24 protein-coding genes are annotated in these 24883 nt (G+C 62.2%); 13 read left to right on the forward strand and 11 right to left on the reverse strand.

Annotation, left to right across the window (positions count from 1 at the left end; translation table 11 throughout):
• Positions 1 to 21 precede the first annotated feature (21 nt).
• Positions 22 to 1554, forward strand: coding sequence for a SulP family inorganic anion transporter (locus PRJ_RS00285; RefSeq protein WP_104960541.1), 1533 nt, complete (start codon positions 22 to 24; stop codon positions 1552 to 1554).
• Between the two features lie 507 nt (positions 1555 to 2061).
• Here PRJ_RS00285 and PRJ_RS00290 read toward each other — a convergent pair.
• Complete coding sequence (locus PRJ_RS00290) at positions 2062 to 2703, reverse strand: hypothetical protein (protein ID WP_014861534.1); 642 nt, start codon at positions 2701 to 2703, stop codon at positions 2062 to 2064.
• A 369-nt stretch (positions 2704 to 3072) separates the two neighbouring features.
• On the opposite strand from PRJ_RS00290, the gene coxB reads away from it, so the two are divergent.
• From coxB to PRJ_RS00310, 4 genes are read left to right on the forward strand one after another with little or no spacing between them, the layout of a single operon-like run.
• Positions 3073 to 4200 carry a cytochrome c oxidase subunit II gene (coxB, locus tag PRJ_RS00295; protein WP_104960542.1) on the forward strand — a complete coding sequence of 376 codons (1128 nt, stop codon included), beginning with the start codon at positions 3073 to 3075 and terminating at the stop codon, positions 4198 to 4200.
• A gap of 43 nt (positions 4201 to 4243) precedes the next feature.
• Positions 4244 to 5833 (forward strand): cytochrome c oxidase subunit I, encoded by a 1590-nt coding sequence (gene ctaD / locus PRJ_RS00300; RefSeq protein WP_014589242.1) that lies wholly within the window; start codon positions 4244 to 4246, stop codon positions 5831 to 5833.
• A 9-nt stretch (positions 5834 to 5842) separates the two neighbouring features.
• On the forward strand, positions 5843 to 6409 hold the full coding sequence (locus PRJ_RS00305; RefSeq protein ID WP_003253035.1) for a cytochrome c oxidase assembly protein: 567 nt from the start codon (positions 5843 to 5845) through the stop codon (positions 6407 to 6409).
• A gap of 16 nt (positions 6410 to 6425) precedes the next feature.
• Positions 6426 to 7313 (forward strand): cytochrome c oxidase subunit 3, encoded by an 888-nt coding sequence (locus PRJ_RS00310; RefSeq protein WP_104960543.1) that lies wholly within the window; start codon positions 6426 to 6428, stop codon positions 7311 to 7313.
• A gap of 32 nt (positions 7314 to 7345) precedes the next feature.
• Here the strand turns inward: PRJ_RS00310 and PRJ_RS00315 are convergent, their stop codons facing one another.
• Positions 7346 to 7549, reverse strand: a complete 204-nt coding sequence (locus PRJ_RS00315) for a twin transmembrane helix small protein (protein WP_020191169.1) — start codon at positions 7547 to 7549, stop codon at positions 7346 to 7348.
• Between the two features lie 51 nt (positions 7550 to 7600).
• On the opposite strand from PRJ_RS00315, the gene PRJ_RS00320 reads away from it, so the two are divergent.
• Genes PRJ_RS00320 through PRJ_RS00340 form a run of 5 tightly spaced genes read left to right on the forward strand, consistent with a single transcriptional unit; the run spans position 7601 to position 11484 of the window.
• A complete protein-coding gene (locus tag PRJ_RS00320) occupies positions 7601 to 8338 on the forward strand; it encodes an SURF1 family protein (protein WP_104960544.1) in 738 nt (245 codons plus the stop codon).
• Entirely contained in the window at positions 8307 to 8888 is a 582-nt protein-coding gene (locus tag PRJ_RS00325) for a hypothetical protein (protein ID WP_020191167.1), read from the forward strand. Before PRJ_RS00320 ends, PRJ_RS00325 begins: the two co-directional genes overlap by 32 nt.
• Before the next feature lie 9 nt (positions 8889 to 8897).
• The gene (locus PRJ_RS00330; RefSeq protein ID WP_104960545.1) at positions 8898 to 9977 is read left to right on the forward strand and encodes a heme A synthase; all 1080 of its coding nucleotides are present in this window, start codon (positions 8898 to 8900) and stop codon (positions 9975 to 9977) included.
• Complete coding sequence (gene cyoE, locus PRJ_RS00335; protein WP_010951511.1) at positions 9962 to 10855, forward strand: heme o synthase; 894 nt, start codon at positions 9962 to 9964, stop codon at positions 10853 to 10855. Before PRJ_RS00330 ends, cyoE begins: the two co-directional genes overlap by 16 nt.
• Positions 10852 to 11484: an SCO family protein gene (locus tag PRJ_RS00340; RefSeq protein ID WP_003253019.1), complete on the forward strand. Its 633-nt coding sequence runs from the start codon at positions 10852 to 10854 to the stop codon at positions 11482 to 11484. The genes cyoE and PRJ_RS00340 overlap by 4 nt, the downstream gene beginning before the upstream one ends.
• A gap of 93 nt (positions 11485 to 11577) precedes the next feature.
• Here PRJ_RS00340 and PRJ_RS00345 read toward each other — a convergent pair whose 3' ends face one another.
• From PRJ_RS00345 to PRJ_RS00355, 3 genes are all read right to left on the reverse strand, one after another.
• The gene (locus PRJ_RS00345) at positions 11578 to 12348 is read right to left on the reverse strand and encodes a MetQ/NlpA family ABC transporter substrate-binding protein (protein ID WP_020191163.1); all 771 of its coding nucleotides are present in this window, start codon (positions 12346 to 12348) and stop codon (positions 11578 to 11580) included.
• 64 nt (positions 12349 to 12412) lie between these two features.
• Entirely contained in the window at positions 12413 to 13084 is a 672-nt protein-coding gene (locus tag PRJ_RS00350; protein ID WP_010951513.1) for a methionine ABC transporter permease, read from the reverse strand.
• Positions 13084 to 14091, reverse strand: coding sequence for a methionine ABC transporter ATP-binding protein (locus tag PRJ_RS00355; protein ID WP_003253013.1), 1008 nt, complete (start codon positions 14089 to 14091; stop codon positions 13084 to 13086). The genes PRJ_RS00350 and PRJ_RS00355 overlap by 1 nt, the downstream gene beginning before the upstream one ends.
• Positions 14092 to 14318: 227 nt before the next feature.
• Here PRJ_RS00355 and katE point away from each other — a divergent pair, with 227 nt between their 5' ends.
• On the forward strand, positions 14319 to 16454 hold the full coding sequence (katE, locus tag PRJ_RS00360; RefSeq protein WP_104960546.1) for a catalase HPII: 2136 nt from the start codon (positions 14319 to 14321) through the stop codon (positions 16452 to 16454).
• Between the two features lie 60 nt (positions 16455 to 16514).
• Here katE and PRJ_RS00365 read toward each other — a convergent pair whose 3' ends face one another.
• From PRJ_RS00365 to zur, 4 genes are all read right to left on the reverse strand, one after another.
• Complete coding sequence (locus PRJ_RS00365; protein WP_010951515.1) at positions 16515 to 17222, reverse strand: PA5502 family lipoprotein; 708 nt, start codon at positions 17220 to 17222, stop codon at positions 16515 to 16517.
• A 126-nt stretch (positions 17223 to 17348) separates the two neighbouring features.
• Positions 17349 to 18131, reverse strand: coding sequence for a zinc ABC transporter permease subunit ZnuB (gene znuB, locus PRJ_RS00370; RefSeq protein ID WP_004575255.1), 783 nt, complete (start codon positions 18129 to 18131; stop codon positions 17349 to 17351).
• The gene (znuC, locus tag PRJ_RS00375) at positions 18124 to 18897 is read right to left on the reverse strand and encodes a zinc ABC transporter ATP-binding protein ZnuC (protein ID WP_010951517.1); all 774 of its coding nucleotides are present in this window, start codon (positions 18895 to 18897) and stop codon (positions 18124 to 18126) included. The genes znuB and znuC overlap by 8 nt, the downstream gene beginning before the upstream one ends.
• On the reverse strand, positions 18894 to 19379 hold the full coding sequence (zur, locus tag PRJ_RS00380; RefSeq protein WP_020191160.1) for a zinc uptake transcriptional repressor Zur: 486 nt from the start codon (positions 19377 to 19379) through the stop codon (positions 18894 to 18896). Before zur ends, znuC begins: the two co-directional genes overlap by 4 nt.
• 66 nt (positions 19380 to 19445) lie before the next feature.
• Between zur and PRJ_RS00385 the strand changes: the two genes are divergently transcribed.
• Entirely contained in the window at positions 19446 to 20354 is a 909-nt protein-coding gene (locus tag PRJ_RS00385; protein ID WP_104960547.1) for a zinc ABC transporter substrate-binding protein, read from the forward strand.
• A 112-nt stretch (positions 20355 to 20466) separates the two neighbouring features.
• Here the strand turns inward: PRJ_RS00385 and PRJ_RS00390 are convergent, their stop codons facing one another.
• Entirely contained in the window at positions 20467 to 21417 is a 951-nt protein-coding gene (locus tag PRJ_RS00390; RefSeq protein WP_003252998.1) for a homoserine kinase, read from the reverse strand.
• 69 nt (positions 21418 to 21486) lie between these two features.
• Positions 21487 to 21774 (reverse strand): DUF2782 domain-containing protein, encoded by a 288-nt coding sequence (locus PRJ_RS00395; RefSeq protein ID WP_010951520.1) that lies wholly within the window; start codon positions 21772 to 21774, stop codon positions 21487 to 21489.
• A gap of 75 nt (positions 21775 to 21849) precedes the next feature.
• On the opposite strand from PRJ_RS00395, the gene polA reads away from it, so the two are divergent.
• The gene (polA, locus tag PRJ_RS00400; protein WP_104960548.1) at positions 21850 to 24597 is read left to right on the forward strand and encodes a DNA polymerase I; all 2748 of its coding nucleotides are present in this window, start codon (positions 21850 to 21852) and stop codon (positions 24595 to 24597) included.
• The last annotated feature ends 286 nt before the right edge of the window (positions 24598 to 24883 follow it).

A 24883-nucleotide genomic window follows, 5' to 3' on the forward strand; every position in this document is an offset into this window, starting at 1 on the left:
ACTAGAGAAAGGAGAAACACGGTGAACATTACACAGTTGAAAGCGGCCCTGCCGCGTGAGTTGCTGGCGTCGGTGGTGGTCTTCCTGGTGGCCTTGCCGTTGTGCATGGGCATTGCGATCGCTTCTGGCATGCCGCCGGCAAAAGGCCTGATTACTGGGATTATCGGCGGCATTGTCGTCGGTTTCCTTGCTGGATCGCCGCTACAGGTCAGCGGCCCTGCTGCCGGTCTGGCGGTACTGGTGTTCGAGCTGGTACGCCAGCACGGCATGGCCATGCTCGGGCCAATCCTGTTGCTGGCCGGCCTGTTGCAGTTGCTTGCCGGTCGCTTGCGCCTGGGCTGCTGGTTCCGCGTGACCGCGCCGGCGGTGGTTTACGGCATGCTCGCCGGGATTGGCGTGTTGATCGTGCTTTCGCAGGTGCATGTGATGTTCGACACCGCGCCGCAACCGTCGGGCCTGCAGAACCTGCTGGCGTTCCCGGCAACTTTGTCGGCAGCCCTGCCTCAGGAGAGCACCGGCGCCGGCTGGATGGCCGGTGCGCTGGGCCTGGGGACTATCGCCATCATGTGGGGCTGGGAGCGCTTGCGGCCGCAGCGGCTGCGTTTCGTGCCGGGTGCATTACTCGGCGTGGCCAGCATGACCGCTATCAGCATGTGGCTGGCCTTGCCGGTGAACCGCGTGCAGGTACCGGCCGACCTGTCCGAGGCCATCGACTGGCTTCGTCCGGAGGACCTGTTGCAACTGGCCGACCCTACCCTGCTGGTCGCCGCCTTTGCCTTGGCGTTCATTGCCAGCGCCGAAACCTTGCTGTCGGCCGCAGCAGTGGACCGCATGCACAGCGGCCAGCGTTCGGACTTCGACCGCGAACTGTCGGCGCAGGGCATCGGCAACATGCTGTGCGGGGTGCTGGGTGCCCTGCCGATGACCGGGGTAATCGTGCGCAGCTCGGCCAACGTCCAGGCGGGGGCGCAAACCCGGGCGTCGGCAATCTTCCATGGCTTGTGGTTGCTGGCCTTCGTGGTAGCGCTGAGCAGCGTGCTGCAGCAGATCCCGGTGGCGAGTTTGGCGGGGGTGTTGGTGTTTACCGGGGTCAAACTGGTCGACTTCAAGGCGTTTCGCGGGCTGGGCCGTTATGGGCGCATGCCGATGTTCACCTACGCGGCGACTGCGCTGGCGATTATCTTTACCGACCTGCTGACCGGTGTGCTGCTGGGCTTTGCCCTGACCTTGCTGAAGCTTGCGTTCAAGGCGGCGCGGCTGAAGATCAACCTGGTGAGCCTGGCCAAGGATGGGCACATGGAACTGCGCCTCAGTGGTGCGGCGACCTTCCTGAAGGTGCCGGCGCTGACCCAGGTGCTGGATACCGTACCGGCGGGCACCACGCTGCATGTGCCGCTGGGGAACCTGAGCTATATCGACCACTCGTGCCTTGAGTTGCTGGAGGACTGGAGCCGCAGTAATTCTGCCAATGGTTCGCGCTTGTTGATCGAGCAGCGGCGCCTGAAGCGTCGGATCGAGGGGCGGTTGCGGACGACGGCGGGGGTTGGGGCGTAGGAGCGGGTTTACCCGCGAATACGGTAGCGGCGGCAACGGTGAACGGCGGGTTGAGATTGGCCAGCAGGGCCGGCCCTTTCGCGGGTGAACCCGCTCCTACGACGGCCTGTGCCGAATCACCGATGCGTGTAATCAATGGCGGCGGCAACGGTGAACGGCGGGTGGAGATTGCCCAGCAGGGCCGGCCCTTTCGCGGGTAAACCCGCTCCTACGACGGCCTGTGGCGAACCACCGATGCGTGTAATCGATGGCGGCGGCAACTGGGATCGGTAGGTGGAGATTGGCCAGCAGGGCCGGCCCTTTCGCGGGTAAACCCGCTCCTACGACGGCCTGTGCCGAACCACCGATGCGTGTTTGTAGGAGCGGGTTTACCCGCGAATACGGTAGCGGCGGCAGCGGTGATCGGCGGGTGGAGATTGGCCAGCAGGGCCGGCCCTTTCGCGGGTAAACCCGCTCCTACCACGGCCTGCGCCGAACCACCGATGCACCTAGGCCGTGACAGGTATATCAGGCCGGCTGACCCAGCTCGACACCCAGTTGGCGCGACAGGCACGGCCAGCGCTTCCACGCCGCGCCAGTTGCCGGGCTGCTCAGCTTCTCTCGATAAGCCTCCACCGATTCAACCGCAAAGCTCTCGTCATTGAGCATTTCGTCGACCGAGTGGTGCACCACCTCATCCAGCTGGTTGGCAAAGCTTTCGCCAATCAACTGGTGGGCAATCAGGTTGGCGACCGTGGTGTCGACCGGGATCAACGGCTGCTGGAAGTGGCGGATGTACAAGTCATTCACCTCTTCCACCAGGCGGTGCGCCAGGTATGCTTCATCCAAAAGGCAGTCCAGGCCGACATGCCCTTGCATCACGCTGGGCGGCTGCAGGAAGTAGGCTTCGGCAATTTTCAGTACAGGTTTGATCTGCGATTCAATCCCGGCTTCGCGGGCGACCTCGTGGGCGGCCTCCAGCAATTCCGGAACCTGATCGATGTAGGCGCTGACGAAGCGCGCCAAAGTACCCTGGGCGTCCTGCTCAGGCAGTTGGATCGAGGGGTGCAGGTGGGGCAGTTGCAGCTCGAGACGCTGTTTCAATTGGCCGGTCTGGCCTTCATGTTGATGGGCTTGGCTTACCTGCTCGCGTACAGCAGCGATGTTCATGACAACTCCAGGGACATTACGTTTCAAACGGAAGACACTAAATTAGCTCGGTATACAGAATACCTAAGACGTATTTGTTATAAGCCTCGCAAACGTGTGCGCTATCAGGCATATCGACGTGCCATTATTACGCCATGCCCTGTCAAGCACGCGGTTTTCCGGCCATTCGGCCATTTCATGAAGTTCATTTCACAGGCTTCATTGCGTGCCATTGGTCGCTGTCTATACTCCCGTTGAACGTGATTCGTTGATGAGGCCCGACTGCTTTTAGCAGGGGCTCGGTCGTCGAAGCCATGCAGTCTTGACCGCCGTTCCCTCTTGCCGCAGGCCATGCCTCCGGGACAACAAGAATTAGAAGGGGAACCCGCAATGATGCGACATCCACATGTCTGGATGGGCCTCCTGTTGTGGTCGGTTTTTGGTCAGGCCAACGCCGCCTGGACCGTGAACATGCACCCAGGGGCGACGGAAGTCTCCAACGCCGTCTTCGACCTGCACATGACCATCTTCTGGATCTGCGTGATCATCGGCATCGTGGTGTTTGGCGCGATGTTCTGGTCGATGGTCATCCACCGCCGCTCCACTGGCCAGCAGGCCGCGCATTTCCACGAGCACACGTGGGTGGAAATTCTCTGGACGGTGGTGCCCTTCCTGATTCTGGTGGTGATGGCCATTCCGGCTACCAAGACCCTGATCGACATCTATGACGCCAGCGAGTCGGACATCGACGTCCAGGTCACCGGCTACCAGTGGAAATGGCACTACAAATACCTGGGCCAGGACGTGGAGTTCTTCAGCAACCTGGCCACCCCCACCGACCAGATCCACAACAAGGCGCCCAAGGATGAGCATTACCTGCTGGAAGTCGACCAGCCGCTGGTGCTGCCGGTGGGCGCGAAAGTGCGCTTCCTGGTCACTGCTGCCGATGTGATCCACTCCTGGTGGGTGCCGGCCTTCGCGGTCAAACGCGACGCCATCCCAGGCTTTGTCAACGAAGCCTGGACCCGTATCGAAAAGCCAGGCATCTACCGCGGCCAGTGCACCGAGCTGTGCGGCAAGGACCACGGCTTCATGCCGGTGGTGGTCGAGGTCAAGTCCAAGGCGGATTACGACACCTGGCTGGGCGAGCGCAAGGCTGAAGCCGCCAAGCTCAAGGAGCTGACCAGCAAGGAATGGACCCTGGAAGAGCTGGTGGCGCGAGGCGACAAGGTCTACCACACCGCCTGCGTGGCCTGTCACCAGGCCGAAGGCCAGGGCCTGCCGCCAATGTTCCCGGCGCTCAAAGGCTCGAAGATTGCCACCGGGCCGAAGGAAGACCACCTGAGCATTGTCTTCCATGGCAAGCCCGGCACGGCCATGGCCGCTTTCGGCAAGCAGCTGTCGGAAGTCGACATCGCTGCTGTGGTCACCTACGAGCGCAATGCCTGGGGCAACAACAAAGGCGACATGGTGACGCCGAAGGACGTGCTGGCGCTGAAGCAGGCAGAAGCCAAGTGAACCGGGTTACTCGCGGCAATCAATGGATTGCAGGAGACAGGACATGAGTGCAGTGATCGACGACCACGCCCACGGCCACGACCATGCGCACGGCCCGGCCAAGGGCCTGATGCGCTGGGTGCTGACCACCAACCATAAAGACATCGGCACGATGTACCTGTGGTTCAGTTTCATCATGTTCCTGCTGGGTGGCTCGTTCGCCATGGTGATCCGCGCCGAGCTGTTCCAGCCTGGCTTGCAGATCGTGGAGCCGGAATTCTTCAACCAGATGACTACCATGCATGGCCTGATCATGGTGTTCGGCGCGGTGATGCCGGCCTTCGTCGGCCTGGCCAACTGGATGATTCCGCTGATGGTCGGCGCGCCCGACATGGCACTGCCACGGATGAACAACTTCAGCTTCTGGCTGCTGCCGGCGGCCTTCCTGCTGCTGGTATCGACGCTGTTCAGCCCGGGCGGAGGGCCAAACTTTGGCTGGACCTTCTACGCTCCGCTTTCCACCACCTATGCGCCAGCCAGCGTCACCTTCTTCATCTTCGCCATCCACCTGATGGGTATCAGCTCGATCATGGGGGCGATCAACGTGATTGCCACCATCCTCAATCTGCGTGCTCCCGGCATGACGCTGATGAAAATGCCGCTGTTCGTCTGGACCTGGCTGATTACCGCGTTCCTGCTGATTGCGGTGATGCCAGTACTGGCCGGCGTGGTAACCATGATGCTGATGGATATCCACTTCGGTACCAGCTTTTTCAGTGCCGCAGGTGGCGGTGACCCGGTGCTGTTCCAGCATGTGTTCTGGTTCTTCGGCCACCCTGAGGTCTACATCATGATCCTGCCCGCCTTCGGTGCGGTCAGCTCGATCATCCCGGCATTCTCACGCAAGCCGCTGTTCGGTTATACCTCGATGGTGTATGCCACCGGCGCCATTGCCTTCCTGTCATTCATCGTCTGGGCCCACCATATGTTCGTGGTCGGCATCCCGGTGGTCGGCGAGTTGTTCTTCATGTACGCCACCATGCTGATTGCCGTGCCCACCGGGGTGAAGGTATTCAACTGGGTCAGCACCATGTGGGAAGGTTCGCTCACCTTCGAAACGCCGATGCTGTTCGCCATCGCCTTTGTCATCCTGTTCACCATTGGTGGTTTCTCCGGGTTGATGCTGGCGATCGCCCCGGCAGACTTCCAGTACCACGACACTTACTTCGTGGTGGCGCATTTCCATTACGTACTGGTGCCTGGTGCAATTTTCGGCATCTTTGCCTCGGCCTACTACTGGCTGCCGAAATGGACCGGCCACATGTACGACGAAACCCTCGGCAAACTGCACTTCTGGCTGTCGTTCGTCGGCATGAACATGGCCTTCTTCCCCATGCACTTCGTAGGCTTGGCCGGCATGCCACGGCGCATCCCCGACTACAACCTGCAGTTCGCCGATTTCAACATGGTGTCGTCGATCGGCGCGTTCATGTTCGGCGCCACGCAGATCTTCTTCCTGTTCATTGTCATCAAGTGCATCCGCGGTGGCGCGCCGGCACCGGCCAAACCCTGGGATGGCGCCGAGGGCCTTGAGTGGTCGATACCCTCGCCTGCGCCCTACCACACCTTCCAGACACCCCCGGAAGTGAAATAGGAACCCGCCATGAACGGCCTGTCGGTGAAACGCCTGGTAACGCGCCTGTTGATGCTGACGGTGGTGATGTTCGCCTTCGGCTTCGCGCTGGTGCCGATCTACGACGTCATGTGCAAAGCCTTCGGTATCAACGGCAAGACCGGCGGCCAGTACGAAGGTAGCCAGGTCAGTGACCCGACGCGTGCTGTGCGGGTGCAGTTCATGTCGACCAATGCCAGCGACATGGTCTGGGACTTCTACTCCACTGCCGACCAGCTGGAGGTCAACCCGGGGGCGGTGAACCAGATGATCTTCATCGCCCACAACCCGACCGACCGGCCGATGAGTGCACAGGCAATACCCAGCATTACCCCGGCCGAGGCCGCGGCCTACTTCCACAAGACCGAGTGCTTCTGCTTTACCCAGCAGGTGCTGCAGCCCGGCGAACGCATCGAGATGCCGGTGCGCTTCATCGTCGACCGCGACCTGCCGGCCAGCGTGAAGCACCTGACACTGGCCTACACCTTGTTCGACATCACCGCTCGCCACCCGCCGGTCGCGCACGTTGCGGCGCAGGACGTCCAGGGCGCCCGTTAAGGGAAGGAGAACAGCAATGGCAAGTCATGAGCACTACTACGTTCCGGCGCAGAGCAAATGGCCGATCATCGCCACCATCGGCATGTTCATCACGGTATTCGGCCTGGGCACCTGGTTCAACGACATGAAGGCGGGCCACCCGGATTCCCACGGGCCGCTGATTTTCTTCGTGGGTGCGTTTTTTCTGGCCTACATGCTGTTCGGCTGGTTTGGGGCAGTGGTCAAGGAGAGCCGCGCCGGGTTGTACAGCCCGCAACTGGACCGCTCGTTCCGCTGGGGCATGAGCTGGTTCATCTTCTCCGAAGTGATGTTCTTCCTGGCCTTCTTCGGTGCGCTGTTCTATGTGCGCGTACTGGCGGGGCCGTGGCTGGGTGGCGAAGGAGCCAAAGGTGTTGCACACATGCTGTGGCCAACCTTCGAATTCACCTGGCCGCTGCTGCATACCCCCGACCCCAAGCTGTTCCCACCCCCCAAGGAAGTGATCGACCCGTGGCACCTGCCGCTGATCAACACCATCCTGCTGGTCAGTTCCAGTGTGACAATCACCATTGCCCACCACGCCTTGCGCCGTGACCACCGCGGCCCGCTGAAATTCTGGATGGCGCTGACCATTGTCCTGGGCATCAGCTTTATCGCACTGCAGGCCTTCGAGTACCACGAGGCCTATACCAAGCTGGGGCTGACACTGGGTTCAGGGATCTACGGTGCGACGTTTTTCATGCTTACCGGGTTTCACGGCGCCCACGTGACATTGGGCACGATCATTCTGATCGTGATGTTCGTGCGCATTCTGCGCGGGCATTTCAACCCAGAAAAACACTTCGGCTTCGAGGCAGCCAGTTGGTACTGGCACTTCGTCGATGTGGTGTGGGTGGGGTTGTTCATCTTTGTCTATGTGTTGTGAATACGAAAACCCTGTAGGGGCGGGTGAGCGCTTCAGAAAGGGGCGTGGGAGACCAGTTGACCGCTGATCAAGCCCCAGGCGACCAGGCCTATGGTCAGGGCTGCCAGGGTCACCCGTATGGTCAGCGCCTTGAGCAGACGGGTCGAGTTTTCATCATCCTTGACCAGAAACACCAGGCCACTGAACAGGCTGGCAATCGTGGCCAACAGCATCAGGACAATCGCGGCCTTGAGCATGGCGTTACTCCCGGGGGATGCGGTGATGTGGATAAGTATAGCGAGGCGCCCGTGAGGCCGTTTCGCCCAGGCTGGGTACCGACGCTGGTGGTGCTTGCATTGCTGCCGGGGCTGATTGCGCTTGGTTGCTGGCAACTCGGCCGTGCCGAGGAAAAGCGCGTGCTGCTGGCCACCTATGCAGAACGGCGGGTTGAAGCACCGATCGCCACCGCCCAGCTCTTCTCGAAAGAAGACAACGCCTTCCGCCGCGTGCACCTGTATGGCCGCTTCGACGCCGAGCACAGCGTGCTGCTGGACAACCGCATGCGCGACGGCAAAGCCGGTGTCGAGCTGCTGCAGCCCTTTCACGACCAAGCCAGCGGCCTGTGGTTGCTGATCAATCGTGGCTGGCTGCCATGGCTGGACCGCCGGGTGCCGGTGCACTTCGAAACCCCTGCCCAGGCCTTGGCGCTGGATGCCTCTGTGTATGTCGCGCCCGGTAGCACCTTCCAGCTGCACCCGGACCCCATCGGCGGGCAATGGCCGCATCTGTTGACCGCTATCGATGCCGCGCAGCTATGGCAACAGCTTGATCGCGAAGGCTTCGCCCAGGAATTGCGCCTGGAGCCGGGCCCTGCGAGCTATCGCCTGGACTGGCCGGTTGTCGCCATGAGCCCCGATAAACACGTCGGCTATGCCGTGCAGTGGTTTGCCCTGGCTACCGCTCTGGTTCTGCTCTACCTCTACTTCGGCTGGCATCAAAACAAGGAGAAACGCCATGGCCACCGCCACTCCACTGGACGCGCCTGAACGTAGCAAACCCAGAGCCCGTGGGCGTTTGCAGCTTTTGCTGATCCTGCTGGTGGTGCTTGGGCCAATGGTTCTGGCCACCAGCATGTACAAGCTCAAATTCTGGGTACCGGAAGGCCGCAGCTACCATGGCGCCATGATTGGCAATGGGGAAAGCCGTGCCGATCTCGGCGTGGCGGGGCAGGACGATCGCTGGCAGTTGCTGGTCAGCGCACCCCAGGCCTGCACCGAAGACTGTCAGCGCCTGGTGTACCTGGCTCGGCAGATTCAGGTCGGGCTGGGGCGTGATGCCAGCCGCGCCAGCCATGCGCTGGCCGCCGCCCAGCCGCTGAGTGCCGACTATCAGGCACTGCTCGGCCGCGAGTACCCGCAGTTGCAGCGCTACCCGCTGGATGCGCAACGCTACCAGCAGAAGGTTGCCGAGCCCGGCCCGCAGCTGTGGATCGTCGACCCGCACGGCAACCTGGTGCTGCGCTACGACGGCAAGGTCAACGGCAAGCATGTGCTGGATGACCTGCGCCACCTGCTCAAGCTGTCCAATATCGGCTAGGAGCCTGCCATGGCCAGACCTGGATTTCGCCTTGCTGTGTTCGCCACCCTGCTGGCACTGCTGGTCGTCCTGCTCGGTGCCTATACCCGCCTGACCCACGCCGGCCTCGGTTGCCCCGACTGGCCCGGGTGCTATGGCTTTATCAGCGTGCCCAAGAGTGAAGCGCAGTTGGCCCATGCCGAGCTGCACTTTCCTGAGCACCCGGTGGAAGCTGCCAAGGGCTGGGCCGAGATGGTCCACCGCTACTTTGCCGGTAGCCTGGCCGTGGTGATCGCCCTGCTCGCTTTCCAGGCAATGCGCCGGCATGCACGCGATGGGCAGCCTTATCGCCTGCCGATGCTGCTACTGGGTGTGGTGCTGGCCCAGGCAGCCTTCGGTATGTGGACGGTCACCCTGAAACTATGGCCGCAGGTGGTCACGGCGCACTTGCTGGGTGGCTTTACCACGTTGAGCTTGCTGTTTCTGTTGTCTCTGCGTCTGTCCCGGGCCTTTGCGCCCTTGCCGAAACTGCCGCTGAGCCTGCGCCGGATCGCTGCGCTGGCGCTGCTGGTGGTAATCGGCCAGATCGCCCTGGGCGGTTGGGTCAGCGCCAACTACGCCGCCGTGGCCTGCATCGACCTGCCGACCTGCCATGGCCAGTGGTGGCCAGCGGCGGACTTCAGCAACGGCTTCCACCTGACCCAGCACGTCGGCCCCAATTACCTGGGCGGACAGCTGGACAGTGATGCGCGTACGGCCATCCACATCAGCCACAGGCTGGGCGCGCTGCTGGTGACCTGCGTGCTGCTGATGCTCAGCTGGAAGCTGCACCGCTGTGGTCTCCCCGGCCTGTCGCGGCTGGTGCTGCTGGCGCTGGCCCTGCAAGTGGGCCTGGGCATCAGCAACGTGGTGTTCCACCTGCCGCTGGCGGTGGCTGTTGCGCACAATGCCGGCGGGGCGATGCTGCTGCTGAGCATGGTGCTGGTGAACTACCGCATTCGAGTGGTCGACAAGGTTCGAGTGGGTGTCGGCCATGGCTGGCGTCTGCGGCCGGTGGTCGGGGTGGGCATTTCCCATCATATGAGGAACGACTCGTGGCGACGCTTCTAAGCGTACGACGGGCCCGCTGGCGCGATTACCTCGAGCTGACCAAGCCCAAGGTGGTGGTGCTGATGCTGATCACCTCGCTGGCGGGCATGTTCCTGGCCACCCGGGCGGGCGTCAGCTGGAGCGTGCTGTTGTTCGGCAACCTGGGTATCGGCCTGTGCGCGGGTGGCGCGGCAGTGGTCAATCATGTGGTGGATCGGCGCATCGATGCGCTGATGGCACGCACCCACAAACGGCCTTTGGCTCAAGGCCGAGTCGAGCCCCTGCCGGCGCTGTTGTTCGCCTTGGCCCTGGCGCTGCTGGGCATGGTCCTGCTGCTGGTGTTCACCAACGCCCTCACCGCCTGGCTGACCCTGGCCTCATTACTCGGTTATGCGGTGCTCTACACCGGCTTTCTCAAGCGCGCCACGCCACAGAACATCGTCATCGGTGGCCTGGCCGGGGCCGCTCCGCCGTTGCTCGGCTGGGTGGCGGTAAGCGGCCATGTCAGCGCCGAACCCTTGCTGCTTGTGCTGATCATTTTCGCCTGGACCCCGCCGCATTTCTGGGCGCTGGCCATCCACCGCAAGGAGGAATACGCCAAGGCCGATATCCCGATGTTGCCGGTGACCCACGGCGAGCGCTACACCAAACTGCATATCCTGCTGTACACCCTGATCCTTTTGGCAGTGAGCCTGCTCCCGTATGCCATCCACATGAGTGGCCCGCTGTACCTGGTCTGTGCCCTGGCCTTGGGCCTGCGCTTCCTGCAATGGGCTTGGGTGTTGTACCGTAGCAGCCGGCCGCACGCGGCGATCGGCACCTTCAAGTACTCTATCGGCTACCTGTTCGCGCTGTTCATTGCGTTGCTTCTTGACCACTACCTGTTGCTGAACCTATGACCCGAACCCAGAAAACCGTCTTCATCCTCGTTGCCCTGGTCGCGTTGATCCTGGGCCTGACCGTCAACAAGGTGCTTAATGGTCGTGACCAGCCCAACCCTGCCGAGCTGATCGATGCGGGCATCATCCTGCTGCCGCAGAGCCGAGCCGTGGCTGATGTCACCATGACCAACCAGGACGGCCAGCCGGTGCAGATGGATGACCTCAAGGGCAAATGGTCGCTGCTGTTCTTTGGCTACACCTACTGCCCGGACATCTGCCCGACCACCCTGGCCCAGCTGCGCCAGGTGAAGAGCGAGCTGCCCAAGGATGCCGTCGACCGGCTGCAGGTGGTGTTGGTGAGCGTGGACCCTAACCGCGATACGCCGAACCAGCTAAAGCAGTATCTGGGCTATTTCGACAAGGACTTTGTCGGCGTGGCGGGGTCGATCGAGGATACCCAGAAGCTGGCCAATGCCTTGAGCATTCCGTTCATTCCGGCGGATACCAGCAAGCCGGGGTATACCGTGGATCACAGCGGTAATCTGGCGATCGTCGGGCCGGATGGGCGACAGCGGGGGTTCATTCGGGCGCCGTTCAACAACCAGAAGCTGGGGGCGCAGTTGCCGGGGCTGGTCAAGCGGGATTGAGTCAGCCCCAAAAGCTTCGCGGGTAAACCCGCTCCTACAACGATGTGTGTAGGGGCGGGTTTACCCGCGAAGAATAGAGCGTGATAGGTCGGATCAGAACGCCGGAACCACAGCGCCTTTGTACTTCTCGATGATGAACTGCTTCACCGCAGGCGAGTGCAGTGCCGCCGCCAGTTTCTTCATGTCGTCCGAGTCCTTGTTGTCCGGGCGGGCAACCAGGATGTTCACGTAAGGCGAGTCGCTGCCCTCGATGGCCAGCGCGTCTTTTTCCGGGTTCAGCTTGGCTTCCAGCGCGTAGTTGGTGTTGATCAGGGCAGCATCTACCTGGGTCAGCACACGCGGGATGGTGGCGGCTTCCAGCTCACGGAACTTCACGTTTTTCGGGTTTTCGGCAACATCCTTCACGGTCGACAGGATGTTCTTGTTGTCCTTGAGCTTGATCACGCCCGCCTTGTCCAGCAGCAGCAAGGCGCGGCCGCCGTTGGTGGCGTCGTTGGGGATGACCACGGTGGCGCCGGAGGACAGCTCGTCCAGTTTCTTGATCTTGGTCGAATACACGCCCAGTGGCTCGATGTGCACGCCGGCCACGCTCACCAGCTGGGTACCCTTGGCCTTGTTGAATTCATCCAGGTAAGGCTGGTGCTGGAAGAAGTTGGCGTCCAGGCGCTTTTCCGCCACCTGCACGTTCGGCTGGATGTAGTCGGTGAATTCCTTGACCTTCAGCTCTACGCCTTCTTTCGCCAGCTGTGGTTTGACGAAGTTGAGGATCTCGGCGTGCGGCACCGGGGTGGCGGCGACGGTAAGGGTATCGGCCTGGGCCGAGAAGGCCGCGACAGCGGCAGCGACAGCAAGCAGCTTCTTCATTGATCACTCCTTGTGAGGGCCGCGACGGCCCCCGAACGGGTCGGCCAGGCCGACCCCATTGGGGTTATTTACGGGAAAAATGCACGACCAGTTTGTCGCCCACGCTCTGCAGGACTTGAACCAGTACCAGCAGCAGTACCACGGTCACTACCATCACATCGGTCTGGAAACGCTGGTAACCGAAGCGGATAGCCAGGTCACCAAGGCCCCCGGCACCCACCACACCGGCCATGGCAGTGTAAGAAACCAGGGTGATGGCGGTTACCGTTATGGCCGCGAAGATGCCCGGACGGGCCTCCGGCAGCAGCGCACTGGTGATGATCTGGCGGGTGGTGGCGCCCATCGACTGGGTGGCTTCGATGATGCCGCGGTCCACTTCACGCAAGGCGGTTTCAACCAGGCGCGCAAAGAACGGCGTGGCACCCACCACCAGCGGCGGGATGGCGCCTGCAACGCCCAGCGAGGTACCGGTGATCAGCACGGTGAACGGGATCATCACGATCAGCAAAATGATGAATGGCAGCGAGCGCAGGATGTTGACCACCAGCGACAGCAGCGCATAGACGCCCTTCTGTTCGAACATCTGCTTTGGCCCGCAGAGGAACAGCAGCACGCCCAGTGGCAGGCCCAGCAGCACGGTGAAGAACAGCGAGCCGAACAGCATGATCATGGTATCGACGGTGGCCAGCCAGATTTCGGCCCAGTCGACGTTGGCAAAGAAATTCAGGGCGTCCATCAACGCAGTACCTCCATATGTACGTCAGCTGCCTTGAAGCGGGCGAACGCCGCTTCCATGTCTCCGCCGATCAGGGCGAGAGTGAGCTGGCCATAGGGGACATCCTTGATGCGGTCGATACGCCCGGCGAGGATGCTGTAGTCCACACCGGTTTCGCGGGCCACGGTGCCCAGCAGCGGCGCGTAGGTGGCGTCGCCCTGGAAGGTCAGGCGTACGATGCGGCCTGGCACGTGGGCAAAGTCGTCGCGCTGCTCGCCTTCGTCGACCTGCTCGTCTTCCTGGACGAAGCGCTTGGTGGTGGGGTGCTGCGGGTGCAGAAACACCTCGGCCACCGAGCCTTGCTCGACGATCTGACCGGCGTCCATCACTGCCACGCGGTCGCAGACACGGCGGATCACGTCCATCTCGTGAGTGATCAGCACTATGGTCAGCTTCAGTTCACGGTTGATCTCGGCCAGCAGTTGCAGGACAGAGGCCGTGGTTTGCGGGTCGAGGGCACTGGTGGCCTCGTCGCATAGCAGGATCTTCGGGTTGGTGGACAGGGCGCGGGCGATGCCGACGCGCTGCTTCTGGCCGCCGGACAGCTGCGCCGGGTACTTTTTGGCGTGGTCCGACAGGCCAACGCGAGCCAGTAGCTCGGTGACGCGCTTGTCGATTTCGCTGCGCGACAGCTCACCGGCCAGGGCCAGTGGCAGGGCGACGTTGTCGGCGACGGTCTTGGAGGCCAGCAGGTTGAAGTGCTGGAAAATCATCCCGACCTGCTGGCGGAAGCCGCGCAACTGGCTGGCGTTGAACGCGGTGACATCTTCGCCGTCGACGATGATCGTGCCGCCGGAGGGCTCCTCTAGGCGGTTGATCAGGCGCAGCATGGTGCTTTTGCCAGCGCCGGAATGGCCGATCAGGCCGAACACCTGGCCATCTTCGATGGTCAGGCTGGTCGGATTCAGTGCGGGGATTTCCCTACCGGCAACGCGGTAGGTTTTATGTACCTGTTGGAACTCGATCACGTAGCGAACCTTGTGGGGCGCATTGAAATTTGGGTCAGCGGTTAGCTGGGGTCGCGCATTTTAGCCTTTTCCCATAGCTGTTCTTAGCATTTATTTCGTCATGCACCAATCCATCGGGCATATCGCGACAACCGGTAATCCTGATTGAACGCTCGGCAACGCCCTCCAGTCACTACTTGGACAAGCCCTGAACGGGCACGCCTTAAGACTGATGAGGAGAGCCGATCATGCCCAGCAAGAAAACGGATGCGCCCAAGCACAGCGAGGCCGCCGGTACCCAGACCCCTGACAGGGCCAACACCAATGCCAAGCTGCAGAGCCTGGAGGCCGACCGCAGCGATGCGACCGGGCAGGCGCTGCGGACCAACCAAGGCGTGCGCATTGCTGACAACCAGAACTCCCTCAAGGCGGGTGATCGCGGACCTTCGCTGCTTGAAGACTTCATCATGCGCGAGAAAATCACCCACTTCGACCATGAGCGTATCCCCGAGCGCATCGTGCACGCCCGCGGTACCGGGGCACACGGGTTCTTCCAGAGCTATGGCAACCACGCCGAGCTGACCAAGGCCGGCTTCCTGCAAGATCCGGAAAAGATCACCCCGGTTTTTGTCCGCTTCTCGACGGTTCAGGGCCCACGCGGTTCGGGCGATACGGTGCGAGATGTGCGGGGCTTTGCTGTCAAGTTCTATACAGATGAAGGCAATTTCGACTTGGTCGGCAACAACATGCCGGTGTTCTTCATCCAGGATGCCATCAAGTTCCCCGATTTTGTCCACGCGGTGAAGCCAGAGCCACACAACGAAATACCGACCGGCGGTTCGGCTCATGACACTTTCTGGGATTTCGTCTCGCTGGTGCCGGAGTCGGCTCATATGGTCATGTGGGCCATGTCTGACCGCGCCATCCCGCGCAGCCTTCGGATGATGGAAGGCTTTGGCGTGCATACCTTCCGCCTGATCAATGCCGAGGGCGTGGCCAGCTTCGTCAAGTTTCATTGGAAACCACGCCAGGGCGTGCATTCCCTGCTGTGGGACGAAGCCCAGAAACTGGCGGGCAAGGACACCGACTTCCAGCGCCGTGACCTATGGGAAGCCATCGAAACCGGTGACTACCCCGAATGGGAACTGGGCGTGCAGATTGTGCCTGAGGCAGACGAACACAAATTCGACTTCGACCTGTTGGACCCGACCAAGATCATCCCGGAGGAACTGGTACCCGTCACGCCGCTGGGCAAGATGGTGCTCAACCGCAACCCGGACAATTTCTTTGCCGAGGTCGAACAGGTGGCGTTCTGCCCAGGCCATATCGTGCCAGGTATCGACTTTACCAACGACCCGCTGCTGCAGGGCCGGCTGTTCTCGTACACCGATACCCAGATCAGCCGCCTGGGTGGGCCGAACTTCCACCAGATCCCGATCAACCGGCCGGTAGCGCCAAACCACAACAACCAGCGTGATGCGCTGCACCAGCACGTCGTGCACAAGGGCCGGGCTTCCTACGAGCCCAACTCGATTGACGGCGGCTGGCCGAAGGAAACCCCGCCTGCGGCGCAAGACGGCGGCTTCGAGAGCTATCAGGAGCGTATCGATGCGCACAAGATTCGCCAGCGCAGTGAGTCGTTCGGCGATCACTTCTCGCAGGCTCGGCTGTTCTTCCAGAGCATGAGCCCGACCGAGCAACAGCACATCATCAAGGCTTACAGCTTCGAGTTGGGCAAAGTGGAGCGTGAACATATTCGCGCCCGGGAAGTGAATGAAATTCTCGCCAACATCGACCTGAAGCTGGCGGCGGCAGTTGCGGCCAACCTGGGCCTCCCTGCGCCGAAAGCGGGTACGGTGAAGGTGAAGGGTAGCCAGTTGGCGCAATCGCCTGCGTTGAGCCAGATGAACCACCCAGGTTCGGTGGGTATCAAGGGGCGCAAGATTGCTGTGCTGGTGGCCGATGGCGTGGACGCTGTCAGCGTGGACAAACTGGTAAAGGCCCTGGAAGCGCACAGTGCCCGGCCGATGCTGCTGGGGCCGACCTCGGCGCCGGTGAAGGCGGCGGATGGCAAGCAACTGCCGGTAGCGGCGTCGATGGAGGGGATGCCTTCGATCATGTTCGACGGGATTGTCGTGCCAGCGGGCAAGGCCTCTACGGATGCGCTGGCGGCTAGCGGATTGGCCAAGCACTTCGTGCTGGAGGGTTACAAGCACCTGAAGGCGCTGGTGCTGACCAAGGAATTGGCGAAAGCGTTGGGGCTCAAGGAGGACAAGGGGCTGTTGCTCGGGGATGAGCAGAAGGCAGTGGATGCCTTTGTCAAAGCGGTAGAAGGTCACCGGGTGTGGGAGCGGGAGGCGGCAGCTGAAGCTGTTCCTGCCTGACAAGGCCTTTTCGCGGGTAAACCCCCTCCTGATGTAGGAGCGGGTTTACCCGCGAAGCTTTTACTGCTGATGCGGGACCAGCACCACCTGCGCCGGCAGCGAGCGCTGGATCTGATGCTTCTGCTTCAGCTCGAACCCACTGTCAATCTTGCGCACGCGCTTTTCCAGCAAGGTCTTCAGCCAAGGCGCATCCTCGGTGCGCGGTACCTGGAATACCACCTCACACTGGTAACTCACCACATCGGCGGCAATGTCGTCCAGTTGGCGGCGCAGCGCACGGCTGTCAGTGGTCTTCAAGGCCACCACGGTACTTGGCGCTGTCGGGTCGATGATGCGTGCCTCGGGCTTGGCCTCGGCGGCTTTCAGCGCCGCTTCAGCCTTTTCCAGCTCGGCCTTGCGGGCCTGGGTCACGGCATCCCCGCCGGTGACCGCTGGCGCCTGCGGCATCAGTGCCCGGGCACGGGCCAGCGCGGTAGCTGCCGCGTTTACATCGCCCTTCTGCAGAACGATCTGGCTACGTTGCAGGTAAGCTTCGGCCAGTTGGCGCTGGTATTGCTCCAGGCGTGCATCATCCGGCGACTGGGCCTGCAGTGCAGCAAGCTGGTCTTCGGCGGTAGCCAGCTCATTGCTGGCGATGTTCTGTTGCAACTGCTGCCAGGCATCTGCTTGAGCAGGTGCGGTGGCCTGTTCGACCGGCGCATTGGAACAGGCAGCCAGGATCAGGGAAAACGCGGCAACAAGCAGATAACGGGAGGCGAACGGCTTCATTCCTGCGACTCTCTATTTGCGCAAAAAGCGAGCAAGTCTACACCCAGGTGCGCACGCTCGAAAATAGGCCTTACAGACCCTTTACGGGCCGAAGGTTGCAAGGCGTGCCTGCACACGCCTTGCTTTTCAGCGTTTTGGCAGAGCCAGGCTCAGCAAGAATAGCACCGCGGCGCAGACCACGATCGAGGGCCCGGCGGGGGTGTCCTTGAACCAGGACATGGCCAGGCCGCCGCACACTGCGGTGACACCCAGCAGGCTGGCACCCAGGGCCATCTGCTCTGGTGAGCGGGCGTGACGCTGTGCCGCAGCGGCAGGAATGATCAGCAGTGAGGTAATCAGCAACACGCCAACGATTTTCATGGCAACCGCAATCACCACCGCGATCAGCAGCATCAGCGCCATGCGCAAGCCGGCCACGGGCAGGCCTTCTACCATGGCCAGTTCTTCGTGCACGGTAACCGCCAGCAGCGGCCGCCACAGCACAGCGAGCAGCAGCAGGACCAGTGCACTGCCGCCGAGGATCCAGGCCAGGTCGGTGGTGCTGATGGCCAGCAGATCGCCGAACAGGTAAGCCATCAGGTCGATGCGCACATCGTGCATGAAGCTCAGCACCACCAGGCCCAGCGACAAGGTGCTGGGGGCCAGGATACCCAGGAGGGTGTCGGAGGCCAGCGGCTGGCGTTGCTGCAATGTCACCAGCAGAATCGCCAGCAACAGGCAGCCCACGGTTACCGCCAGTGCGGGGCTGACATCCAGGGCAAAGCCCAAGGCCACACCGAGCAGCGCGGCGTGAGACAGGGTGTCGCCAAAATAGGCCATGCGCCGCCATACCACGAAGGAGCCCAGTGGGCCTGCAACCAGTGCCAGGGACAAGCCGGCAAGCAAGGCGTAGAGAAGAAAATCAGCCATGCTTGCAGTGCTCTCCGTGAACATGGGTGCCAGGGGCGACCACCGAGCCATGCAGGTCATGGCTGTGGTCGTGATGGTGGTGGTAGATGGCCAGGCTCGGTGCGGTCTTGCCGAACAGCTCGACGAACGCCGGGTCACCGCTGACTTGCTCAGGGTGGCCCGAGCAGCACACGTGGCGGTTCAGGCACACCACCTGGTCGGTGGCGCTCATGACCAGGTGCAGGTCGTGGGACACCATCAGTACGCCGCAGCCGTGGCGGTCGCGCAGGCGGGTGATGAGGTTGTAAAGCTCGGTCTGGCCGACCACGTCCACACCTTGTACCGGTTCGTCGAGCACCAGCAGCTGGGGTTCGCGCAGCAAGGCGCGGGCCAGCAGCACGCGTTGCATTTCGCCGCCGGAAATAGTCTGGATCGGGCTGTCGATGACCTGCTCGGCGCCCACTTCCTGCAGCGCCGACAAGGCTGCCGCGCGGTCTACGCCGGGCACAAGGCGCAGGAAGCGCAGCACCGACAGCGGTAGCGTGGCATCAACCTGAATCTTCTGCGGCATGTAGCCAATGCGCAGCTTGGGCTTGCGCCATACCTTGCCGCGATGTGGCTTGAGCAGGCCAAGTACGGCGCGCACCAGGGTCGTCTTGCCTGCCCCATTGGGGCCAATCAGGGTGACGATCTGGCCTGGGGCGACCGACAGGTCGATGCTGTCGAGCACCGCCTCGCCGCCAAAGGTGACGCCGACCTGATCCAGGCGAATCAGGGCGTCGCTCATGCCGCGCTCCGGCAGTTACCGCACAGGCCGACCACTTCCACGGTCTGGGTCTCGACCGTGAAACCCACGCCTTTGGCGCTGTTGATGATGGCCTCGCTGATGCTGCTCTGCTCGAGCTCGATGGCTACATGGCAAGCCCGGCAGATCAGGAACTGGCCTTGGTGCACGTGCTCGGGGTGGCTGCAGCCGATGAAGGCGTTCAGCGATGCGATGCGATGTACCAGGCCGTTTTCCAGCAGGAAGTCCAGCGCGCGGTACACCGTGGGCGGCGCGGCGCGGCGGCCGTCCTGCTCACTGAGCACAGCGAGGATGTCGTAGGCGCCCAGTGGCTTGTGGCTCTGCCACACCAGCTCCAGCACACGGCGGCGCAGGGCTGTCAGGCGCAGGCCCTGGCGGGTGCACAAGGTGTCGGCTTCAGCCAGTGCGCTGTGTACGCAATGGGAGTGGTCGTGAGGACGGTTGGCCAGCGGTGTGATGGACATGGGCAGCGACGGTTCTGGACAGAGACGTTATTATGTTACCTGTTTCTGAAGATTCGAGTATCCACCGTGTCCCGATTCCTGGCTCTGTTTGTCGCTTTCATCGCATTATCCGCGCAGGCCGACGTGCGTGTGCTCACCACTATCAAGCCCTTGCAGCAGATTGCCGCTGCCGTGCAGGAGGGTGTTGGCAGCCCTGACGTGCTGCTGCCGCCCGGCGCTTCACCCCACCACTATGCGCTGCGTCCCTCCGACGTGCGGCGGGTAGGCGATGCCGACCTGCTGTACTGGATCGGCCCGGACATGGAGAACTTCCTTGCGCGTGTGCTGGGAAGCCGCAGCAAGGCCACAGTGGCTGTGCAGTCGCTGCCGGGCATGAAGCTGCGCCACTTTGGCGAGGACAGCCATTCCCATGAGGAAGAAGACCATGACGATCATGACCACGATCACCGCCCAGGCAGCCTGGATGCGCATTTGTGGCTATCGTCGGTCAATGCGCGAGTAATCGCGGCAAAAATGGCAGCTGACCTGGCCCAGGTCGACCCAGCCAATGCGGCTCGCTATCAGAGCAACCTGAAGGCCTTCGATGAACGCCTGGATGCGTTGGATGGGCGTATCAAGGCGCGCGTGACCGGTATTGCCGGCAAGCCGTACTTCGTCTTCCACGAAGCCTTCGACTATTTTGAAGCTGAATATGGCTTGAAGCACGCGGGCGTGTTCAGCGTGGCATCCGAGGTGCAGCCTGGAGCGCAACATGTGGCGGCCATGCGCAAGCGTCTTCAGGAAGTGGGCAAGACCTGCGTGTTCAGCGAGCCGCCACTGCGGCCGCGATTGGCCGAGACCCTGACTGCCGGGTTGCCGGTACGCCTTGCCGAGCTGGATGCCTTGGGTGGCACCGATCCGGTGGATGGCAAAGGGTATGAGCGCTTGCTGGAGAAGCTGGGCGGTGACCTGGCAGGCTGCCTGGAGCAGTTGTAAGCCTGTGCCGGCCCCTTCGCGGGCACGCCCGCTCCCACAGGGATAAACTCAAACCTTGAGTTTGTCATTGTACCTGTGGGAGCGGGCGTGCCCGCGAAGAAGCAGACGCGGTCTACAGCGCGAACGGCAGGTGCAATGCCACCTGCTGGCGCTGCGCCAGACGCACTTCGAACTCGCTCGGATCGTGGATCATCACATCCATCCCGGCGAACGACTCGGCCGCAATCAGACGCGACAGCCAGAAACGCACGCAGCCTACCCGCAACATTTCCGGCCACAGCTCGGCTTCGGCTGCAGTGAACGGCCGTAGCGCCGCATAAGCTGCCAGCAGCGCCTGGGCGCGTGGTACATCCACCGCGCCCTGCTCATCCAGGCACCAGTCGTTCACGGTGATGGCGATGTCATACAGCATCGGCCCGGAGCAGGCATTGTAGAAGTCGATCACACCGGTCAGGTGGGTGCCTTCGAACATCACGTTGTCGCGGAACAGGTCGGCATGCAGGTTGGCCCGCGGCAAGGCCAGGATCTGCGCCTTGTGTGCGCTGATTTCGTCCAGCGCTGGCTGCAGCAATGCGGCTTGCTCCGCAGTCAGGCGTGGCAGTAGCTCGGCACCCGAGGCCAGCATCCAGTCCAGGCCGCGGTCGGTGCGGCGCTCGATGATGTGCTCGCGGGTGGCCAGGTGAATGTGTGCCAGTAGTTCGCCGACCTGGGCGCAGTGCTGGTTGTTGGGTGCCTTGATGTGTTTGCCCGACAGCCTGGGCTGCAGCAATGCCGGCTTGCCGCACAGCTCGCGCAGGCCGTTGCCGTCGCGATCACGAATGGCATAGGGCACCGGCATGTCGGCACCGTGCAGGGTATCGAGCAGCTCGATGAAGAACGGCATGTCCTCGCTGGGCCCACGCTCGATCAGCGTCAGGACGAACTCCCCCTGTTCGAGGCTGACGAAGAAATTGCTGTTCTCGGTACCGGCGGCAATGCCCTGGAAGTCGAGCAGACGGCCCAGCTCGTACGGCGCCAGAAAGGTTTCCAGCTCAGGCCGGGTCACGGGGGTGAAGACTGACATGATGAAAAATTGCCCATACGGGCACTTCCGCCGGGAAGTGCCGGGTTGATGTGAACGGTGCGCGTCAGCTTACCACTCGAAGATCTTCCAGGACGGAATCAGCATGTCCGGCTGGTCGGATCGAATGAAATTGGCATCAGTGCCATCAGCGCGTACCAGAAAATAAGGCTTGCCGTTTTTCGGCGTGATCTTGATCGCATACAGGAAGCCGTTCTGCCGGTATTCCTGGATGGTTTTATCGCCTTCCGTGCGAATGGTCACCTCGGGATCGGCCGAGGGGGCGTCGTCCGCCGCCAGGGTGACGACAGGCATGGTTGCCAACAGGCCGAGCAGTAACAGGCGATTGAGTGTGCGCATGATAACCTAGTCCCTTTGTCGTCAATGATTCTGGCTATTCTAGCGCCGGACCCGTCGAAAAGGTTGATTCTGCTCATGAGCCAAGCGCCCCTCGTCCTGGTGGACGGTTCCTCCTACCTTTATCGCGCCTTCCACGCGCTGCCACCGCTGACCACCTCCAAGGGCATGCCGACCGGCGCGGTGAAGGGTGTGCTGAACATGCTCAAGAGCCTGCGCAAGCAATACCCCGACAGCCTCTTCGCCGTGGTGTTCGACGCCAAGGGCGGCACTTTCCGCGATGCCATGTTCGCCGAGTACAAGGCCAACCGCCCCAGCATGCCGGACGACCTGCGGGTACAGATCGAGCCGCTGCACGCCAGCGTCAAGGCGCTGGGCTACCCGCTGCTGTGCGTGGAGGGCGTCGAGGCTGACGACGTGATCGGCACCCTGGCGCGCAGCAGCGCCGCCCTGGGTCGCCCGGTGATCATCTCGACCGGTGACAAGGACATGGCGCAGCTGGTGGACGGTCACATTACCTTGGTCAACACCATGACCGGAAGCGTGCTGGACGTGGCTGGCGTGCACGAGAAATTCGGCGTCGGCCCGGAACACATCATCGACTTCCTGGCCCTGATGGGTGACAAGGTCGACAACATCCCCGGCGTGCCGGGTGTGGGCGAAAAAACGGCGGTGGGGCTGCTGACCGGTATCGGCGGCGGTCTCAGCGACCTTTACGCCAACCTGGACAAGGTGCCAGCGCTGGCCATTCGCGGCGCCAAGACCTTGCCGGCCAAGCTGGAGGAGCACCGCGACGCGGCATTCCTGTCCTACGAGCTGGCCACCATCAAGGTTGACGTGCCGCTGGATGTGGAGGTCGAGGCGCTGGTGTGCGGTGAACCTGACCGCGAGGCGTTGCTGGCGTTGTACACCGAGATGGAGTTCAAGAGCTGGGTCGCCGAAGTGCAGCGCGATGCGGCCAAGGCTGGTGATGATGTCGCCCCGGCCGTGGAGCCTGCGGCCAAGATCGAGCCCAAATACGAAACCATTCTCGACCAGGCCCGTTTCGACGCCTGGCTGGAGAAGCTGCGCCAGGCACCGCTATTTGCCTTCGACACCGAGACCACCGGCCTGGACGCCCAGCAGGCGCAGTTGGTCGGCCTGTCCTTCGCAGTCGAGCCGCATGAAGCGGCCTATGTGCCGCTGGCCCACGATTACGAAGGCGCGCCGGCCCAGCTGGACCGCGAGGCCGTGCTGCTGGCGCTGAAGCCACTGCTGGAGGACCCGGCCAAGGCCAAGGTCGGGCAGAACGCCAAGTACGACATCAACATCCTCGCCAATGGCTCCCCCGCCATCGAGATGCGCGGCGTGGCCTACGACACCATGCTCGAATCGTACGTGCTGAACTCCACCGCCACCCGTCATGACATGGACAGCCTGGCGCAGAAGTACCTCGACCACACCACGATCGCCTTCGAGGACATCGCCGGCAAGGGTGCCAAGCAGCTTACCTTCAACCAGATCAACCTGGACAAGGCCGGCCCCTACGCCGCCGAAGACGCCGACATCACCCTGCGCCTGCACCATGCATTGCAGGCCCGCCTGGCACAGACGCCGAGCGTGCAACCGGTGCTGATGGATATCGAGATGCCGCTGGTGCCGGTGCTGGCCAGGATCGAGCGCCAGGGTGCGCTGGTCGATGCCGAGCTGTTGAAAGTACAGAGCGGTGAGCTGGGCGTGAAGATGGCTGAGCTGGAGCTGCGTGCCTACGAGCTCGCCGGTGAGACGTTCAACCTCGGCTCGCCCAAGCAGCTGGGCACGATTCTTTACGACAAGCTGGGCATGCCGGTGCTGAGCAAGACCGCCAAGGGCCAGCCATCCACCGCCGAAGCAGTGCTCGACGAACTGGCCGAACAAGGCTACCCGCTGCCAGAGGTGCTGATGCAGTACCGCAGCCTGAGCAAGCTCAAGAGCACCTACACCGACAAGTTACCGGGGCAGATCAACCCGCGCACCGGGCGTATCCACACGTCCTACCAGCAGGCCGTGGCGGCCACCGGCCGGTTGTCGTCGAGCGACCCGAACTTGCAGAACATCCCGATCCGCACGGCTGAAGGGCGGCGTATCCGCCAGGCGTTCATCGCCAGTCCGGGCTACAAGCTTCTGGCGGCGGACTATTCACAGATCGAGCTGCGCATCATGGCCCACCTGGCCAAGGACGAAGGCTTGCTGCATGCCTTCCGCAATGACCTGGACGTGCACCGCGCCACAGCAGCCGAAGTGTTCGGTGTGGCCCTGGAAGACGTGACCACCGACCAGCGCCGCAGCGCCAAGGCCATCAACTTCGGCCTGATCTACGGCATGAGCGCCTTTGGCCTGGCCAAGCAGATCGGCGTCGACCGCAAGCAGTCACAGGACTACATCGACCGCTACTTTGCCCGCTACCCAGGCGTGCTGGCCTACATGGAGCGCACCCGCGCCCAGGCGGCCGAGCAAGGCTTTGTCGAAACCCTGTTTGGCCGCCGGCTGTACTTGCCAGACATCAATGCCAAGAACCCTGCCCTGCGCAAGGGCGCCGAGCGCACGGCGATCAACGCCCCGATGCAGGGTACTGCTGCCGACATCATCAAGCGTGCCATGGTCAAGGTAGATAACTGGTTGAGCGAGAGCGGGCTGGATGCCCGGGTGATCCTGCAGGTGCACGACGAACTGGTGCTTGAAGTACGCGAGGACCTGGTGCAGCAGGTGAAAGATGAAATTCGCCAGCACATGAGTCAGGCCGCGCAGCTGGATGTGCCGCTGCTTGTCGAAGCAGGCGTTGGTGCGAATTGGGACGAAGCTCACTGATTGAGCAGGTAAAACTGTGTAGGATCTGCGACGTAGTGACGCGGATCCGAGCACCGCTCAGTGCCGGGGGTGCTTAAGTTTCATGAAACTATCGCAAATAGTTTTATGGGCTTCGGAACTAAACCGGTGAAGCGGAACTCAGAGTAACTGAATGGCTGGTGAAGCCCTTCGATGCTCCTATGTTGTGTTAAGTGTTGGCAGATATCTGGACCCCGCCCTAGCGGTCCGGACTTGGACCCCGAACTTCCCCCTCCCCATACGAAGTCCGGGGTTTTTTTTGCCCGGA

This window comes from Pseudomonas sp. XWY-1 (genome assembly GCF_002953115.1).
Lineage (GTDB): Bacteria > Pseudomonadota > Gammaproteobacteria > Pseudomonadales > Pseudomonadaceae > Aquipseudomonas > Aquipseudomonas alloputida.